General features: G+C 67.3%; 16 protein-coding genes. 1 reads left to right on the plus strand and 15 read right to left on the minus strand.

Annotation, left to right across the window (positions count from 1 at the left end; all coding sequences use genetic code 11):
• Positions 1-62 precede the first annotated feature (62 nt).
• The 15 genes from rseP to ACZK29_RS06820 form a co-directional block, all read right to left on the minus strand.
• Positions 63-1,421, minus strand: a complete 1,359-nt coding sequence (rseP, locus tag ACZK29_RS06750) for an RIP metalloprotease RseP (protein WP_111204210.1) — start codon at positions 1,419-1,421, stop codon at positions 63-65.
• 55 nt (positions 1,422-1,476) lie between these two features.
• Positions 1,477-2,667 carry a 1-deoxy-D-xylulose-5-phosphate reductoisomerase gene (locus tag ACZK29_RS06755; protein WP_111204209.1) on the minus strand — a complete coding sequence of 397 codons (1,191 nt, stop codon included), beginning with the start codon at positions 2,665-2,667 and terminating at the stop codon, positions 1,477-1,479.
• Between the two features lie 2 nt (positions 2,668-2,669).
• Positions 2,670-3,506 (minus strand): phosphatidate cytidylyltransferase, encoded by an 837-nt coding sequence (locus ACZK29_RS06760; protein ID WP_111112821.1) that lies wholly within the window; start codon positions 3,504-3,506, stop codon positions 2,670-2,672.
• Positions 3,503-4,270: a polyprenyl diphosphate synthase gene (gene uppS / locus ACZK29_RS06765; protein WP_106550900.1), complete on the minus strand. Its 768-nt coding sequence runs from the start codon at positions 4,268-4,270 to the stop codon at positions 3,503-3,505. The genes ACZK29_RS06760 and uppS overlap by 4 nt, the downstream gene beginning before the upstream one ends.
• A gap of 5 nt (positions 4,271-4,275) precedes the next feature.
• On the minus strand, positions 4,276-4,830 hold the full coding sequence (gene frr, locus ACZK29_RS06770; RefSeq protein ID WP_049427358.1) for a ribosome recycling factor: 555 nt from the start codon (positions 4,828-4,830) through the stop codon (positions 4,276-4,278).
• Positions 4,831-4,926: 96 nt separating this feature from the next.
• Positions 4,927-5,655: a UMP kinase gene (pyrH, locus tag ACZK29_RS06775; protein ID WP_005408745.1), complete on the minus strand. Its 729-nt coding sequence runs from the start codon at positions 5,653-5,655 to the stop codon at positions 4,927-4,929.
• A gap of 121 nt (positions 5,656-5,776) precedes the next feature.
• Entirely contained in the window at positions 5,777-7,315 is a 1,539-nt protein-coding gene (locus ACZK29_RS06780) for a GGDEF domain-containing protein (protein WP_111204208.1), read from the minus strand.
• Between the two features lie 321 nt (positions 7,316-7,636).
• On the minus strand, positions 7,637-8,512 hold the full coding sequence (gene tsf / locus ACZK29_RS06785) for a translation elongation factor Ts (RefSeq protein WP_005408747.1): 876 nt from the start codon (positions 8,510-8,512) through the stop codon (positions 7,637-7,639).
• 125 nt (positions 8,513-8,637) lie between these two features.
• On the minus strand, positions 8,638-9,444 hold the full coding sequence (gene rpsB, locus ACZK29_RS06790; RefSeq protein ID WP_005408748.1) for a 30S ribosomal protein S2: 807 nt from the start codon (positions 9,442-9,444) through the stop codon (positions 8,638-8,640).
• Positions 9,445-9,664: 220 nt separating this feature from the next.
• Entirely contained in the window at positions 9,665-10,366 is a 702-nt protein-coding gene (locus ACZK29_RS06795) for a fimbrial biogenesis chaperone (protein ID WP_111204207.1), read from the minus strand.
• Positions 10,366-10,584 carry a hypothetical protein gene (locus ACZK29_RS06800; protein ID WP_181502600.1) on the minus strand — a complete coding sequence of 73 codons (219 nt, stop codon included), beginning with the start codon at positions 10,582-10,584 and terminating at the stop codon, positions 10,366-10,368. Before ACZK29_RS06800 ends, ACZK29_RS06795 begins: the two co-directional genes overlap by 1 nt.
• Before the next feature lie 201 nt (positions 10,585-10,785).
• Positions 10,786-11,823: a Csu type fimbrial protein gene (locus ACZK29_RS06805; protein WP_478446826.1), complete on the minus strand. Its 1,038-nt coding sequence runs from the start codon at positions 11,821-11,823 to the stop codon at positions 10,786-10,788.
• Positions 11,820-14,198, minus strand: a complete 2,379-nt coding sequence (locus ACZK29_RS06810; protein WP_111204204.1) for a fimbria/pilus outer membrane usher protein — start codon at positions 14,196-14,198, stop codon at positions 11,820-11,822. Before ACZK29_RS06810 ends, ACZK29_RS06805 begins: the two co-directional genes overlap by 4 nt.
• Positions 14,199-14,205: 7 nt before the next feature.
• Positions 14,206-14,955, minus strand: a complete 750-nt coding sequence (locus tag ACZK29_RS06815) for a fimbrial biogenesis chaperone (protein ID WP_111204203.1) — start codon at positions 14,953-14,955, stop codon at positions 14,206-14,208.
• The gene (locus ACZK29_RS06820) at positions 14,955-15,485 is read right to left on the minus strand and encodes a Csu type fimbrial protein (protein WP_099551070.1); all 531 of its coding nucleotides are present in this window, start codon (positions 15,483-15,485) and stop codon (positions 14,955-14,957) included. Before ACZK29_RS06820 ends, ACZK29_RS06815 begins: the two co-directional genes overlap by 1 nt.
• 173 nt (positions 15,486-15,658) lie before the next feature.
• Between ACZK29_RS06820 and map the strand changes: the two genes are divergently transcribed.
• Entirely contained in the window at positions 15,659-16,501 is an 843-nt protein-coding gene (gene map / locus ACZK29_RS06825; RefSeq protein ID WP_005408754.1) for a type I methionyl aminopeptidase, read from the plus strand.
• Position 16,502 lies beyond the last annotated feature (1 nt).

A 16,502-nucleotide genomic window follows, 5' to 3' on the forward strand; every position in this document is an offset into this window, starting at 1 on the left:
AGGAAGGTCGATTTCATTGGTGCGGGATGCCGACGCTGTAGACGGCAACAACGTGGAAAAGTTCATCGCGGGACCAGGCCGAGGATGTCGTTGTAGAACGCCAACCCCATCAGCCCGGCCAGCAACGCCAGGCCGATGTATTGGCCGGCGGCGATGGCACGCTCGCTCAGCGGGCTGCCCTTGACCAACTCGATAAGGTAATACAGCAGGTGGCCGCCGTCCAAGATCGGGATCGGCAACAGGTTGATGATGCACAGGCTGAGTGACAGCAGGGCAAGGAACTGCAGGAACCAGTCGAGGCCGCGCTTGGCCGAGACATTGGCGACGCGGGCGATGGTGACGGGCCCGGAAACGTTCTGCAGCGAGGCTTTGCCGGTGACGATGCGGCCCATCATGCCCAGCGAATCGGCGGCAAGCCGGCCGGTTTCACGTACGGCGACGGTCACCGCATCCAGCGGCCCATAGCGCAGCAGGGTGTCGTAGGAGGGGCTGTAGGTGGTGGGGAAGCCGATGCCGATCTGCCAGACCGGATTGCCCTTGCCATCCTTGCCCTGGCGGGGCGTGACTTCCAGTGCAAGGCGTTCACCGCCTCGCAGGACCTCGATCATGCCAGGGCCTCCGGCACGGCCAAGGGCCTGGATCTCGCCGATCACCTGGTCGACGCTGTCGATCCGCTGGCCGTCGATCGCCACGATCAGATCGCCCGGCTGCAGCAGCCCGGTGACCACCGAATCGGCGGTGAGCGAGTCGACCAGCGCAGGCTGCAGCCACGACTGCCAGTACAGGCCGGCCAGGATCGGCACCCGTCGTTCATCGAAACCGGCGGGCAGCTGCGACAGCGGCAGGGTGCGCACGCGCACCTGGTCCGCAGGGTCGAGTACTTCAAGCTTGACGTCGCGGCGATCCATCGCGGCGGCGGTCAGCGCCATGCTGGCCTCGCCCAGGGTGGCGACCTGGCGGTCATCCACCCGCAGAACGCGGTCACCGCTGGCCAGGCCGGCACTGGCGGCGATGCCGTCAACCCGGCCGATCGTCGGCGAGTAGTCCTGCTTGCCGATCACGAACATCGCCCACAGAAGCAGGATGCACAGCAGCAGATTGGCGATCGGCCCAGCAGCAACAATGGCGATGCGCTGCCACACGGTCTTGTGGTTGAAGGCCTGGCCGCGCTCGTGGGGATGGACCTCGACCTCACGTTCGTCGAGGAACTTCACGTAGCCACCCAGCGGGATGGCGGCAATGGCGAACTCGGTACCGTGCTTGTCGCGGCGCGACCACAGCGGGCGGCCGAAGCCGACCGAGAAGCGCAGGATCCTGACCCCACAGAGGCGGCCGACCCAGTAATGCCCGAACTCGTGGAACGTGACCAGCAGCCCGAGGCTGACAATCATCCACCAGACCGATCCGATGAAGTCAGTCATGCAGGCTCACAGTGGCGGGCAGGGGCGGCGGCGTCATGCTGGGCGAGGCGGTCGTTCAGGCGGCGTCGATGGCGTTCAGGGTGAGCTGGCGTGCCCGCTGGTCGGCGGACAACAGGACCTCCAGTGTATCGGCTGGCTGGGTCGGCAGTGTTGAAAGAGCGTTAGCAACCAGCTCCGGGATGGTCAGGAAACCGATCCGGCCCTGAAGAAATGCTGAAACCGCCTCTTCATTGGCGGCGTTCAGCACCGCCGGGGCGGTACCGCCGGCCTGCATGGCCTGCCAGGCCAGCGCCAGGCAGGGGAAGGCGTCGGTGTCAGGCGCCTCGAAATCCAGCCGGCCCTGCGCCAGCAGGTCCAGTCCAGCCACGCCTGATTCGATGCGCTGCGGCCAGCCCAGGCCGACCGCCAGGGTGGTGCGCATGTCCGGCAGGCCCATCTGGGCCAGGGTCGAGCCGTCGACGAACTCGACCAGCGAATGCACCAGGCTCTGCGGGTGCACCAGCACTTCGATGCGCTCGCCGGGCACCGCGAACAGGTGATGGGCCTCGATCACCTCAAGGCCCTTGTTCATCAACGTCGCCGAATCGACCGAGATCTTCGGGCCCATCGACCACTTCGGGTGGGCCACGGCCTGGGCCGGGGTGACCTCGGCCAGCTCGGCGCGGCTGCGGCCGCGGAATGGGCCACCGGAGGCGGTCAGCAGGATCCGGCGCACGCCGGCGCCGTCGATGCTGGCGTCGCGCGAACGCAGGCACTGGAAGATCGCGCTGTGCTCGCTGTCGATCGGAATGATCTCGGCGCCGGCGCGCTCGGCGGTGCGGGTCAGCAGTTCGCCGGCCAGTACCAGCGATTCCTTGTTGGCCAGCAGGATGCGCTTGCCGGCCGCAGCGGCGGCGAGGGTCGAGGACAGCCCGGCAGCACCGACAATGGCTGCGACGACGGTGTCGCAGGCATCGCTTGCTGCCAGCTGGTCCAGTGCGGCATGACCGGCGTGGGCTTCGGTGGACAGCCCGGCATCGCGCAGGCCGTCGCGCAGTTCGGTGAACAGCGCTTCGTCGGCGATGACCGCGTGCGCGGGCTTGTGCTGGCGGCACAGCGCCAGCAGCGCCTGGACCTGCCGGCCGGCGGCCAGCACCGTGGCCTGGTAGCGCTGCGGGTGGCGGCCGATCACGTCCAGCGTGGAGGCACCGATCGAGCCGGTGGCGCCGAATACGGCGACCCGGCGCAGGTCTGCGACAGCATTCATGGTCAGAACCCGAAGATTTCCTTGCCCAGCGCGAACACCGGCACGGCGGCGAGGACACCGTCGACGCGGTCGAGCACGCCACCATGGCCCGGAATCAGGTTGCCCGAGTCTTTGGCACCGGCGTGGCGCTTGATCAGGCTTTCGAACAGATCACCCAGCACCGACGCGAATACGGCCACCACCGAGGTGATCAGCAGGCCCGGCAGGTGCGCGATGTCGATGCCGGCCAGCCAGCCCAGGCCGAGGGCCACGGCGACACCGGCCAGCAGGCCGCCGAACAGGCCTTCCCAGGTCTTGTTGGGGCTGATCCGCGGCGCCAGCTTGTGCTTGCCGAAGTGACGGCCGGCGAAATAGGCGCCCGAATCGGCTGCCCAGACCAGTGCCAGTGCCGCCAGCAGCCACAGGTGGCCCTGCTTGCCGGGCGGGTCACCGCCAGCGTGGATCAGCACCAGCGCTGCCCAGGCCGGAACGATGGCCAGGGTGCCGGCCAGCATCTTCACGATCCGGGAGGGGGCAGTCGGCTGGGCGCCGAAGTTGAAGAAGCGCAGCCAGACCAGCGCTGCCAGCCACCAGGCGACACCCGCCAATGTGGTGATCTGGAACAGCACCAGCGTGCTGCCATCGGCCCACACCAGCAGCACCATCAGCAGCAGGTTCAGCACCAGCAGCACGGTGCGCGCGAGGGTGTCTTCGATGCCGGCCAGCTTCAGCCATTCCCACAGGCCGATCAGCAGCACCGCGGCGGCGGCGGCGGCCAGCCATTGCGTCGGCAGCAGCAGGATCGCGGCGATGGCGACCGGCGCCATGATCAGCGCGGCGAGGACTCGGGTCTTGGTCATGGGCTGGAGGTCTCGGTGGCCAGTGCGGCGATCTGGGCGCTGGTCAGGCCGAAACGACGCTCGCGGCTGCCATAGGCATCCAGCGCCTGCTGCAGCAGGGCGGCATCGAAGTCCGGCCACAGCGCCTCGGTGAACCACAGCTCGGTGTAGGCCAGCTGCCACAGCAGGAAGTTGCTGATGCGGGTGTCGCCACCGGTGCGGATGAACAGATCCGGCGGCGGCAGGTCGGCCAGGGCGACCTGGCTGCCCAGCAGCGATTCGTCGATCTGTTCGGGCAGCAGGCGACCTGCGGCGACTTCAGCAGCCAGCGCGCGCGCGGCACGGGCGATGTCCTGGCGACCGCCGTAACTGGCGGCGATCGACAGGGTCAGGGTGGTGTTGTCGGCGGTGCGCTGCTCGGCCAGCTGCATGCGGCTGACCAGTCCGGCACCGAAGCGCTCGCGTTCGCCGATGAAGCGTACGCGCACGCCACGCCGGTGCAGCTCGTCCACTTCGCGGTCGAGCGCGCCGAGGAACAGCTTCATCAGGGCGTCGACCTCTTCCTGCGGCCGGCCCCAGTTCTCGCTGGAAAACGCGAACAGGGTCAGCGCCGGAATGCCCAGTTCAAGGCAGCGCTCGATGGTGCGGTTGACCGCGCGCGCGCCGGCGCGGTGGCCGATCACGCGCGGGCGGCGGCGCTGCTGTGCCCAGCGCCCGTTGCCATCCATGATGATGGCGACGTGGCGGGGCAGGGCGGCCGGCAACGGAGGCGGGACTGAAGGCATCGACTTCAGACCGACAGCAGTTCTTTTTCCTTGTCGGCGACGACCTTGTCGACGTCCTTGATGTTGGCGTCGGTCAGCTTCTGGATGTCGTCTTCGCCGCGCTTCTTTTCGTCTTCGCTGATCGCCTTGTCCTTGACCAGCTTGGCGATTTCCTTGTTCGCGTCCTGACGGATGTTGCGGATCGCGATCTTGGCGCCTTCGCCTTCCTTCTGCACCTGCTTGGCCAGTTCCTTGCGGCGCTCTTCGGTCGGCGGCGGCATGTTGATGCGGATCGCGGTGCCCAGCGTGTTCGGGGTGAACTCGGCGTTGTAGAGACCCTTTTCGATCTCCTTGATCATGCCCTTGTCGAACGGGGTGACCAGCAGCGAGTGCGCGTCGGCGTTGGAGATCGAGGCAACCTGGTTCAGCGGGGTGCTGGCGTTGCCGTAGGCATTGACCGTCACGCGGTCCAGCAGGGCTGGCGTGGCACGCCCGGTCCGGATGGAGGTGAGGGTGTGCTTCAGAGCGTCGATGCTCTTGGCCATGCGCGTCTGCGCGTTGTTCTTGATGTCGTTGAGCATCGCCCGGTCCTGGATGTATCTGGAATCGGGCGATTATAGGCGAATACGGGACGCTGCCGGGCCTGAATCGGCCCGGTTGTCGCCGCGCGCTCAGGCTCAGGCCGGATCGCGGCCCTGGACCAGGGTGCCGATGTTCTCGCCGTTGAGGATCTTCAGCAGCTCGCCCGGCTGGCCCATGTCGAACACGCGCATCGGCAGGTCGCTGTCGCGGGCCAGTGCGAAGGCCGCGGTATCCATCACTTCCAGGCCGCGGCGGATCACTTCGTCGTAGCTCAGGCTGTCGAAGCGGACCGCATCGCTGTGCTTGTTCGGGTCCTTGTCGTACACGCCGTCGACCTTGGTGGCCTTCAGCAGCAGGTCGGCGCCGATCTCGATCGCGCGCAGGGCAGCGCCGGAGTCGGTGGTGAAGAACGGGCTGCCGACGCCGGCGGCGAAGATCACCAGTCGGCCCTTTTCAAGGTGGCGGATGGCGCGGCGGCGGATGTAGTCCTCACACACGTCGTTGATCTTGATCGCACTCATCACGCGGGCCTTGGCCCCGAGCTTCTCCAGCGCGTCCTGCATGGCCAGGGCGTTGATGACAGTGGCCAGCATGCCCATCTGGTCGCCGGTGACCCGGTCCATGCCACCGGCGGCCAGGCCGGCACCGCGGAAGATGTTGCCGCCGCCGATCACCAGCGCCACTTCGGCACCGGCCTGCTGGGCTTCGATGACCTCACGGGCCAGGCGGTTGATGATCTTCGGGTCGATGCCGTAGTCCTCATCTCCCATCAGCGCCTCCCCGGACAGTTTCAGAAGGATGCGGCGATAGGCGAGCTTGGACATGGGGACCTCGGGTGCGTGGAAATCGCGGGCGATTCTACGCGCATGCGGCGTCGGGCCAAAGTGTTTTGTGCACTGCGGCGCAAAATCCTGGCATCCGCCCCGGTCATCCGGGGCTTCCCGTTCAGCCCAGCTCGGCGCCCGCGGTCGCTGACAGCTCGTCGTGGCCGAGGGCGCCGGGGGAGCGCGCGATCACCCGGTTGCGGCCGAGGTTCTTGGAGCGGTACAGCACGTCGTCGGCGGCGCGCAGCAGGTCCTGCACGTCGGCGAAGCGTTCGTAGCCGCCCTGGGTGGCTACGCCGGCGGAGAAGGTGACGAACAGCGGGCCGCCTTCCAGTTCGGCCATCGGCGTGGCAACGATGTTGGCCAGCACCCGGCGGATCACGTCCAGTGCTACCGATTCGCTGGTGTTGGGCAGCAGCGCGACGAACTCCTCGCCGCCGAAGCGGGCCACGGTGTCGCTGTGGCGCAGCTGGCCCTGCAGTTTGCCGGCAAAGGCCCGCAACACCTCGTCGCCGGTCAGGTGGCCATGGGCGTCGTTGATCTTCTTGAAGTCGTCCAGGTCGATGAAGGCCACCGACAGCGGCCAGCCCTGGCGACCGGCGCGCAGGAATTCCTGCTCCAGCACGGCTTCCAGCTGGCGCCGGTTGAGCACGCCGGTGAGGGCGTCACGATGAGCCTGGTCGGCCAGGCGCTTGGCCCGGGCTTCGAATTCGTCGGCGCGGCGACGGGCCTGGTCGGCATCCTGCAGCTCGCGCAGGTTGCGCAGGGTCGCCAGTTCCTGCGCGTGGTCGATCAGCTCGCGCACCCGCAAGGGGGAATTCAGGCCGGCCTCGAACAGGCTGGCGATGTCCGGCAGCGCCTCGCTGATGCGGGTCAGGACCTGGTCGAAACGGGCGCTGTCCAGTTCAAGGCGGTCATGCACCTGCTGCAGGGCGCGCTCGCGGGCGGCATCGGCGTCATCGTCCAGCCAGATGTCGGCCACCGCGCCGGACAGCTGCACGCAGGCCTGGAACGGCGATTCCGCAGCGTCCAGGTCTTCGCTGTGACTGATGCTTTCCACCAGATAGCGGGGCAGGCCCCACTGCTCGGCCACCCAGGCGCCGACCTCGGCGTGGCTGCAGCCCAGTTCGTCACGCTCGCGCGCGACCAGATCGATGTTGTCGCGCGCTTCGCGCAGCAGCGGCAGGTAGCGCTCCGATTCGGCCTGGGCCAGGCACAGTACACCCAGGTCCTGCAGCAGGCCGGCCAGCATCAATTCTTCCAGCCGGCGCAGGCCGCGGGCCTGGCCCAGCTGGCTGGCGGCCAGCGCGCTGAGGATGCTGCGCTTCCAGGCGCGTTGGCGCAGGTCGTGGTCGGCGCCGGTGCCGCCGGTCAGTCCCTGGGTGACGGTGAAGCCGAGGGCCAGGCTGATCGTGGCATTCAGGCCGAGCATGGTCAGCGCCTGGCCGAGGTTCTCGATCCGGCGGCGGCTGGCGTACAGCGGCGAATTGGCGATGCGCAGCATGCGAGCACTCAGCGCCATGTCGATGGCGATGATGTCGGCGGCGGTGGCGATATCCGCTTCCGGGTCCTGTGCCAGTTCGATGATGCGCAGGGCAATACCGGGTGGCGAGGGCAGGTTGCGGCAGAGCGCCAGGGCAGCTGTCAGCTCGGGAGGCATGTCGGGTCGTTCAATTCCATTGGGACAAGAATACCTAGGAATGCATCACAGTCCGCGATTTTCGTTCCTGCTAAATGACTGTTGATTCCCTGTGCCGAGTATCGGCTTGATTCGCGCGCAACGCAAAGCCCTCTGGTGCCGGTGTGCGCACCCACGGTGCGCACCCACAGAGAGCAGGGAGTACCCACAGAGAGCAGGGCACCCTCAGAGGTCAGGGGCAGCCACAGTGGTGCATGGGCGCCCCCCATCTTCCCGGACATAAAAAAAGAGCCGCGGTTTCCCGCGGCTCCTTCTGGTCGTTTCACAGCCCGAGGGCTGGAATCAGACCTGCATCGCCTTGGCAACTTCGGCGGCGTAGTCTTCCACCACCTTCTCGATGCCTTCGCCGACGATCAGCAGCTTGAAGCCAGCAACATCGGCGCCAGCGGCCTTGACCACCTGCTCGACGGTGGTGTCGCCCAGCACGTAGGTCTGGCCGTACAGGGTCACGTCGCTGACGATCTTGTTGATCTTGCCGCTGATGATCTTTTCCAGGATGTCGGCCGGCTTGGCCTTGTCCTTTTCGGACATCTTGGCCAGCTCGATTTCCTTTTCCTTCTCGACGAAGTCGGCCGGAACGTCCGCAGCCTTGTTGTGCGGCGGCTTCAGCGCAGCCACGTGCATGGCCAGGCCACGGGCCAGCTCGACGTCGCCGCCGATCAGATCGACCAGCACGCCGACCTTGCCGTTGGTGTGGACATACGCACCGATGTTGCCGGTGGTGTCGACATTCACCATGCGACGGATCTGGATGTTCTCACCCAGGGTCTGCACAGCGGTGGCGCGGGCTTCTTCAACGGTGCGGCCATCGGCCAGCTTGGCAGCCTTCACGGCTTCGACGTCGGTGGCGCCCGATGCCAGGGCGGCAGCGGCAACGGCATTGACGAAGGACTTGAAGTTGTCATCGTTGGCGACGAAGTCGGTTTCCGAGTTGACTTCGACCAGCACGGCCTTGCCGCCATCCTGGGCCAGTCCCAGACGGCCTTCGGCGGCCACGCGGTCAGCCTTCTTGTCGGCCTTGGCAGCGCCGGACTTGCGCATGGCTTCAGCAGCAGCGTCGATGTCGCCGTTGGCTTCGGTGAGCGCCTTCTTGCATTCCATCATGCCGGCGCCGGTGCGCTCGCGCAGTTCCTTGACCAGGGAAGCAGTGATTTCCACGGGATTACCTCACGAAAGAAAGGGGTTGGGCCGGCATGGTGGCCGGCCCGTGTGACACGGTCCTGTCACGCGCCAAAGGCTGCGCGCAGGGAGGGTGGACGCCGGGCGTCCACCCCGGGCCTGGATCAGGCCTGGGCGTCGTCGCCCTTCTTGGCAGCCTTCTTGGCCGGAGCGCGGCGGGCCGGCTTCTCTTCGCCTTCAGCAGCGGCTTCAGCGAACTCTTCCTCGCGCACCGAAGCGGCGTGCGGAGCAGCGGCCTTGCCTTCCAGCACGGCGTCGGCAGCGGCGCGGGCGTACAGCTGCACAGCGCGGATGGCGTCGTCGTTGCCCGGGATGGCGTAATCAACCAGTTCCGGGTTGTAGTTGGTGTCGACCACGGCGATGACCGGGATGCCCAGCTTCTTGGCTTCCTTGATCGCGATGTCTTCGTGGCCGATGTCGATCACGAAGATGGCGTCCGGCAGGCGGTTCATGTCCTTGATGCCGCCCAGCGAGGCTTCCAGCTTGTCGCGCTCGCGACGCAGGCCCAGCACTTCGTGCTTGACCAGCTTCTCGAAGGTGCCATCGGTTTCACCGGCTTCCAGTTCCTTCAGGCGGGCAACCGACTGCTTGACGGTACGGAAGTTGGTCAGGGTGCCGCCCAGCCAACGCTGGTTCATGAACGGCATGCCGCAACGCTCGGCTTCTTCCTTGATGGTTTCGCGGGCGCTGCGCTTGGTGCCCAGGAACAGGACGGTGCCGCGCTTCTGGGCAACCGACGAGATGAAGTTCATCGCGTCGTTGAACAGCGGGACGGTCTTTTCCAGGTTGATGATGTGGATCTTGCCGCGGGCGCCGAAGATGTACGGAGCCATCTTCGGGTTCCAGTAGCGGGTCTGATGGCCGAAGTGGACGCCGGCTTCCAGCATCTGACGCATGGTGACCTGGGGCATTGCAATACTCCTGATATGGAACCAGCGATTCCGCCCGCGGGGATAGGTATGCGGGACGCGTGGAAGCGCGATCGGTTCCGGGGTTGGGCTTCCCTGTTGCCTCCGTGGCCGAACTCCTTGCGGAGCACCCCGGCACGGATGGGGGCAGCAGGTGTGGATTCACCGGTGACGTCCGGTGTGGACGGGCTCCCGCGCACGCAGGCGGCAGGAATCCGGTCGATTATAGCCCGCTCGGTGCGCTCGCTGCAATTGCCGGGTCTGGAGCGGCCAGATCGACCACCCGGCCATCCTGCAGCCGGGCCTGGAAATGACCGCCGGCGTAGCCATCGGCGTGGGCGGGCAGGGCCCAGCGGCGCTCACGGCCGGCCAGCAGATAGCCGGCCAGGCCCGGCAGCAGCAGGGTGCGCCGGCCGTCGCTGGTGATGTAGGCGAGATCGTTCAGGCGTGCGTGCAGGGCACCGGTGTTGCTCAGTCGCAGGAAGGTATGTGACTGGCCCGGTTCGATCCCTGCATGCAGCCGCGGCTGGGTCATTGGTGTGGCGTGCCCTCGGAACAGCGGCAGGGAATAGCGCTGCAGGCCTGGCGTGGTGGGAGCCAGGACGACCCGATAGGCCTGTTCACCGACTGCGGGTGTCGGCTGGCGTGGCAGCAGCCAGATGCGCTGGCGGGTGCCGGGCGGGATGTCGAGCTGGGTGGGGCTGGCGAGAACCTGGTCGGTGGGGCGCAGCACTTCGGCGTCGGTCTGCTGTTCCCAGCTCAGGATCTGCACCCGCCCCTGCCAGCGGCCGGGACCGGGGTTGTAGAGCCACAGTTCGCCCTGGCCACCTTCGGCGGGCAGTTGCAGTGTGGTCGGCAACAGGTCCAGTGCTGCGGCAGGCCACACCAGCAGCAGCATCGCCAACAGGGTCGGAAGTGCCCGCATCAGTAGATGACGGTTACGGCGGACGTCGAGTCTTCGTCGTCGGCGGGAGGTGCGAGCTCGCGGACCTGGGGAGGCAGTTGCGGTGCGTCGCTGCGCTGGTGGGGGGCGGGGCAGTGGGTGCTGCCGGGGTCATCGCCACAGGCTTCGACCACGGTCAGGCGGATCTGCAGCGGCGTGGGACTGGGTTCAGCCCATGCGGGCGTGCTGGCGACCAGCATCGCCCCGATCAGAATTGCGCGAACCACCTGCCGACCACCGTGCTGAAAGATCTCGCTGCGCGGTATCGGCTGGATCGGCCGAATCTGTAGAGTCGACTGTCAGTCGACTGCCCCTGGCGCAAGCGTGATGCGCGCATCCACGCATGGCGTGGATCTACCGAGGCCTGCCCGGTGGGTGTCGGCCGTTGGTCGGCACGCAGGTCAATAGGTGATCGTCACCTGCACCACGTCGTTGTAGGTGCCGGCCGGCGGTTGGCCCGTGACCGGCGGCACCCGGCCATAGATCGTCAGCTGCTGCGCGCTGCCAGTGCCGGTGCCGCTGGCGGTATCGACGGTCAGCGTGTTGCCCCAGCGCTGGGTGCGTGTGGAATCGCGGTACAGCTCGTAGGTGAGGTAGTAGGTGCTGGCGCCGATGGTGGTGGCCATGCGTCGCGTGCTGGTGGCGGTGGGGTTGTTCTGGCCGTTGTTGAGGCTGACCTGGTAGGCGGTGTTCTTCAGGCAGGTCAGGGTCAAGGTGGCGGTCTGGTCGATGTTGGCGGGGATGCTGCCGGTGACGTTGCCGAAGTTCATGTTGGTGGTGACGTAGCTCCCGCACTGCGGCAACACGTCGGCGGTGGCGGTGAAGCTGAAGGCGGCACTGGCGCTGTTGGTGCCGGTGGCGCCGCCGTTGCAGGTGGCCGGCACGGTGGCTGTGCCGAGCAGCACTTCGTTCCAGGCCCAGGTCAGTACCACGTTCGCGCCACTGAAGGTGCTGCTGTAGGCGCCCGACGCCAGCACCTGGTTGGCCGGGATCTGCGCGAACAGCTGGGTGGCCTGCGCGCCACTGCCGCCGGTCAGCAACGGCACGTTGTAGGTCATGGTCAGTTCCTGCGCCGGCGGTGTGCCGCGCGGGGTCAGCCCGGTTACCTGGCTGAAGTTGGAGGTGTTGTAGAGCTGGAAATTCATGGTGTCGCTGGCGCTGGTCTTCATCGTGCGCCAGGTGGAGCTGCTGCCGCCGCCGCTGCCGGCGCCGATGCCCACGCAGACCCGCACGCCGGTGGTGGCCAGCAGGCTCAGCGCGGTGGTGGTGCAGGACACCGTGATGTTGAGCGTGCCGGTGGTTGCGCCGGGCGCATTGCTGTTCACGTTGCCGAACGGCAGCGTCGGATCGGCGATGGCGGTGCAGACCGCGGTGGCACGTGCCGGTGCCGCCGCCAGCAGGCCGGCAACCAGCAGCAATCCGAGCAGCTGCACCTTCATGGCGCCACCTCCGGAATGCACTGCAGCGGCGCCGGTTTGGGGCGTGCACCGGTGGCCACCACCTTGGGCAGGTCCGGCACCTTCACCCGGCACTGGGCGCGGCTGGTGGTGATGTACAACACGCTGCCGGCGGCCACGTCTTCCAGGTACAGCAGACCGTCATAGCCCACCAGCGCCTGGCGCCCGTCCGGCAGCTGCACCTCGCTGCCGACCTCCAGCGGTTGCCCGTCCATGCCGTGCAGGGTCAGGCTCAGCGAAGGCCGCGAGCGCAGTGCGAAGGTCACCCGCGTGCCCGCGCGCTGGCGTGGGGTCACCCAGTCTTCGATGCGGTCGGCGCGCATGTCCTCGGGCAGGTCCAGGGTATCGATGGAGACGCGGTTGCGCTGCCAGGACAGCAGCGGGCTGACCAGCAGCAGGCCGCGATCATCAGTCACGCCGATCAGCCGGTTTTCCAGCCGCACCGGCACGCCGCCGACGCCATTGGTGCTGATCACCGCGAATGCGTCGGAGACCTCGCGGGTGGCGAAGGCATGCCCACCCATCCACACCAGGCTGCCACTGGCGCTGGCGTAGGCATAGTTCAGGCCGCCCTGGCGCGAGGCGCCGAATGAGTAGCGACCGACGTCATTGAGGATGCCGACTTCGGCCAGGCCACCATTGCCATCTTCGCCATGGCGCACCTGCGCGCGCCAACCGACGCCGCCGGCGCTGCCGTCGCCGGGCACCGGCTGGGTGACGTCGGCCACCCAGCTCTGGCTGTCGCCATTGCGCTGGCTGGACAGGCTGGCCTGGCGGTTGTTGCCCAGGCTGGCGGTAACCGACAGGTAGATGCTGCGGTCATCGCCCTTGTCCAGGTTCTGGTTCACCGACAGGTACGCCGACCAGCGCTGGCTCCAGGTGCGCGACCAGAACAGGCTGGCGTAGCGGTTGTCCTCGCCGTCGGGGTAGCGCAGGCGCAGGTAGCTGGCGCTGAGCGTGCCCAGCCGCAGCAGATCGGCGCCGACCGTGGCCTGTTCGCTGATGCTCGGCGGCAGGTTGCCCTGCAGTGCGCCCAGATCGCGGTAGTCTCCATGGCTGCGCACGGTGCGCAGATTGACGTTGAGTCGGCGGTTGTTCCAGCTGTAGCCCAGTGCCCATTGCCCGCCCTGCAGGCCGTGATAGTCACTGTGCGCATAGGCGGCGTTGAACACGCCCGCGCCGCCGAGCAGCCACCAGCCGCCGATGCCGGCCTGGGCCAGGCCCCCACCGCCTTCGGCATGGGCTTCACCGGTAAAGTTATCGCTGACGCCGCCGCGCCAGCTGGCACTGGCCACGGTGCGATCGTCGTAGGCGAAGGAACGCTGGCCGAAATCCTCACGCAGGCGGCCAACGCCGGCCGACCAGTCCGACAGGCCCTTGGCCAGCAGCTGCTGGGTGCCATAGAAACTGAAATCCAGCGTCTGCATGCGGCCGAACGCATCGGTCACCACCACCTGCGCACTGCCGGTGCCGCTGATGCCGGGCTGCGCGGCCAGCTGGAATGGACCGACCGGCACCTGCCCGCTGTACTGGCGCAGGCCGTCGACGTACAGCTCGACCGTGGACGGCACCACCGCCTGGCCGAGGAAGCTGGGGGTGGGCGTGAGCACGCGGTAGGGCTGCAGGCCGTAGTTGCGGCCGATCTGCAGGCCGCCCATGCGCACGGGGCGGGTCCAGTCGACGAAACCGCTGTAGAAGTCGCCGACGTCCAGGGTCATCGCCCTGTCGGGGAAGTCCAAGCTCCAGCGGGTGTCCAGGCGCACGCTCTCACCACGCCAGCGGCGGTCACCGGATTGCTGGTAGCGGCGGCTGATCGCGGTGTTTTCGAAGGTGCCGTTGCCGATCCCGAACAGACGCAGCTCCGAGCTGAGGCTGAGGTTGCCGAGCGTGTCGACCCGGCTGCCATAGACGTCGTAGTTCAGCAGCAGGCCGGGCGAGGCGCTGCCGGCCGGTGCGCGGGTCTGCGGCTGGCTGAGCACGGTGGTCGGCAGGGTCAGCTGGTCCAGTGGCACGTCCAGGGCCAGGGTCTGCATATGCGCGTCGTAGCGCACCACGGCCCCGCTGATCTGGTCCAGATAGACCGGCGCATCGCCGCGGGCGCTGAAGCCGAGCTGGCGCAGCACTTCCGGACTGGCCTGCAGCCGGCCACGGTTTTCGGTGAACGGCAGCAGGCCGCGCGGCGTGCTGTTGAGCGAGACGTCCAGGTAAAGCGTCTGGCTGGCGGTCAGGGGCGTGGGGGCAGGCAGGATCGCATCGGCCGATACCCCGGAGACATCCGCAACCCCGGCAGCAGCCATGCCGGACACATCGGCGGCCTCGGTCACCGCAGGAGCCAGAGCAGCCAACAGCGCGCCCATCAACGCCTCAGCGAGCCGGTGGTGGCGACAGCGGCGTCTGTTCCGACTCGCCATTGAGCTTGGCCGTGATCTGGTCGTTGTCGCGGTCGATGGCCGTGCGCTCGATCGGCCAGCGCATCACCTGCCCGGGCAGTACATACCCCAGCAGGCCGGGGTGCACGATGCGCGGACGCTGGACGCTGCCCAGCGCGAGGTCGGCGATCTGTGCATAGCTGTTGCCGGTGTTGGCCACCTCCACGCCGTTGCGTCCGTCTTCCAGCTTCACCAGATGCGCCCGGAGTTGAGCGGCCAGCTTGCCGCCCGAGGGTTGCACGAACACCGGAATCGAATAGCGCAGCACGAACTGCATGCCGTTGGCACGGGTCGCCAGGTCAGGCACTTCGTCGACGATCAGCCGGTAGTACTGCTGTGCCGCAGGCGGTTCGTGGTTCGGGCGCATCACCCGTACCAGCTGCTGCTGGCCAGCGCCCAGTTCCTGCATCGGAGGGGTGGCCAGCAGTTCATCAGTGGGCAGCAGTTGTTCCTGGCCATCCTGCTGTACCCAGCGGAAGACCCGCACCTGCAGCCTGACCGGCGAGGTGCCACTGTTGGTCAGCCACAGTTCGCCGGCGCGCTGGCGGGCCTCAAGCTGAAGGCTGGTGGGGGCGACCTGCAGACTGGTAGCACCGGCAGGGGCGGCGGCCAGCAGGTAAAGGGCGAGCAGCGCCACGCCGGTGGCGCGCCACGGGCGGGGTCCGGCCATGCGGGCGTGCTCCATCAATAGGTGATCGTGGCGGTGACCGTATCCAGGTAGTTACCGGTGGCCGGGTTGTTGGTGCTCAGGTTCAGGATCTGGCCGTAGACGATGTAGGGCACGGCCAGGCCGGTGCCGATGCCGGCCTGGGTGTTGGTGCCCGAGGTGGCACCCCAGACCAGGGTATGGGCGGCGTCCTGGTACAGCTGGTAGCCGACGAAGTTGTTGGCGGTCACCGCGGCATTGGTGTTCTTCATCCGGCGGGTTGTGACGTCGTTGGCGGTGCTGGCATTGGCGCCCGCGTTCAGCGAAATCGTGTAGGGGGTCAAGGCCGAGCACTGGGCGGTCACCGTACCCTGGCCCAGAGTGGGGGTCGCCGTGGTCGAGGCCGCCGTGCCGAAATCAACGTTGGTGGCGGCCGCGGCCGTGATCGTGCAGGCCTTGGTGACCACCAGGGTGACGTTGAAGGTCGTGGTATCGGCCGCCAGTGCGGGGCCGGCCAGCAACAGTCCGGTCAGGGCCCAGGCGAGCGGTGAGCGGAGCGTGGATCGCATGGACAACCTCCCTGACCCGAAGGTCTGTTGAACAAGGCGAAGGCGGCGCGTTCAGGGCCGCTTTGACGACGGTCGCGGCCAGCTTGTGCGGGTAAGTGTCTGTAATCCGTGATAAATAGGCGTGCGAAAGGGGGGAGGTCGTCACGCTTTCACTTTCCTTGCCGGAACCGTGCATGCCCCGGATCGCCAGTTGGGTGGCGTTCGTTCAGATTGCAGCCGGATCAGCGATAATGGGCGCCATGAGCGTGAATCTGAAAACCCCGCAGGAAATCGAGATGATGCGCATCGCCGGCCGCCTGGCCAGTGAAGTGCTCGACATCGTCACCCCCCACGTCAAGCCCGGTGTCACCACCGAGGAGCTGGACCGCATCTGCCACGACCACATCGTGAACGTGCAGGGCGCGATTCCGGCCAACGTCGGCTACCGCGGCTTCCCGAAGACCGTGTGCACCTCGGTCAACAACGTCATCTGCCACGGCATTCCCAGCGAAGGGAAGGTGCTCAAGGATGGCGACATCATCAATATCGACGTTACCGTCATCAAGGACGGCTGGCACGGCGACACCAGCCGCATGTACTTCGTCGGCACGCCGTCGGTGATGGCCCGCCGCCTGGTGGAAACCACGTACGAAGCGATGTGGCGCGGCATCCGTGCGGTGCGTCCGGGCGCAACCCTGGGCGACATCGGCCATGCCATCCAGAGCTACGCCGAAGGCGAGCGATTCAGCGTGGTGCGCGAGTACTGCGGCCACGGCATCGGCAAGGTCTACCACGACGAGCCGCAGGTGGTGCATTACGGCCGCCCGGGCCAGGGCCTGGTGCTGCAGCCGGGCATGACCTTCACCATCGAGCCGATGATCAACGAGGGCACCCGTTACAACAAGGTGCTGCCGGATGGCTGGACCGTGGTGACCAAGGACCGCAAGCTGTCGGCGCAGTGGGAGCACATGATCGCGGTCACCGAGACCGGCGTCGACGTGCTGACGCTGTCGCCGGGCGAGTCGCAGGTCTCCTGAG

The sequence above is a fragment of the Stenotrophomonas sp. 89682_Sma genome, assembly GCF_056481405.1.